The sequence below is a fragment of the uncultured Ligilactobacillus sp. genome, assembly GCF_948826705.1.
Taxonomy (GTDB): domain Bacteria; phylum Bacillota; class Bacilli; order Lactobacillales; family Lactobacillaceae; genus Ligilactobacillus.
The window spans coordinates 1-1,184 of sequence record NZ_CAQLEL010000015.1 but is presented as its reverse complement, the minus strand read 5'-3'; the positions used below and the strand labels follow the sequence as shown (position 1 = coordinate 1,184).

Genomic DNA, 1,184 nt, shown 5'->3' with positions numbered 1-1,184 from the left:
TGGGCCTTCTGGAGTTCCTGGCGTCTCTTCTTCGTTACCTGGACCTTCTGGAGTTCCTGGCGTCTCTTCTTCGTTACCTGGGCCTTCTGGAGTTCCTGGCGTCTCTTCTTCGTTACCTGGACCTTCTGGAGTCTCTGGGGTCACTTTTTCATAAGTGATGGTCACTTCGATATCTTCTGAATCAGGTGTTACCTCTAAGGCTTCAACTTGTTGTGATGGTTTATAGCCTTCAACTTCTGGCAAGTCGATCCCATCAAGTGTACTTTTTTCAACACTCCAGTCACCCACAGTTTTTTGTCCAGTAAACTGATCGATCAATATCTGACGTGTAAAGGTCGCTTTTTGTTCAACAACATGTGTCTTACCATCTGGGTCTGTGATCGTGATTTTACGGATAACTTCTTTAGTGTCTTCGTGTGATGCATAGGCTACATACAAGATCTCATCTTCCACGTCTTCCATATCTGGGGTCACTATTTGTTCTTCAATAGCCGTTCGTCGAGTAGTATAACCTTCAAGTTGTGGGATCGCAAACCCTTCAAATTTTTCTTCAGCTTTCTCCCAATCACCATAAGCAACGACCTTACCTTCTGCATTTAAATAAACAGTTCGGATAAATGTTACAACTTGAACATGTTGTGAGCCATCACCACCAATAGATAAACTTCGAGGCAAGATACCATCAACGACTCGAACAGTAAATGTTCTTTTTACATCTTTAGATTCTTGATCGATTTTATAGTAATCGATCACGACTTTTGTACTTTGGCTATCTGGGTCTACAATGATCTCTTCAACTTCTCTTATCGAAGGCACATACCCTTCGATCTCAGGTGACTTCTCAGCCTCAAATTTAGTTAGAGCTAGGTCCCATTCACCACAAGTCACTTCACCTGTCACTAAGTTTGTCTTTACTTCGCGTTTGAATGTCACACTTTGGACCTCTTCTCGTGTCGTACCATCTGGCATATTCCAAATGATCGTCCGATTGATCACTCGTTCTTCCAATTCGGTTTGAATGCTCGCTGTATAATAGATAGCGGTCTCTTCATCTCCCATACCTGGTTTGATAGTCTTATTATCGATCTTGATCGTATCTGTCGTGTAGTTCTCGTACTCTGGTGCATCAAATGCTTCCCAGATATCTTCTGGGCGGTCCCATTCACCATATGTCACTTCACCTG

Annotated in this window: 1 pseudogene; it reads right to left on the bottom strand. The window is 42.9% G+C overall.

From position 1 onward, the window contains the following. Positions 1–1,184: pseudogene (locus tag Q9Q35_RS01245) on the bottom strand (hypothetical protein); the annotation flags it as partial.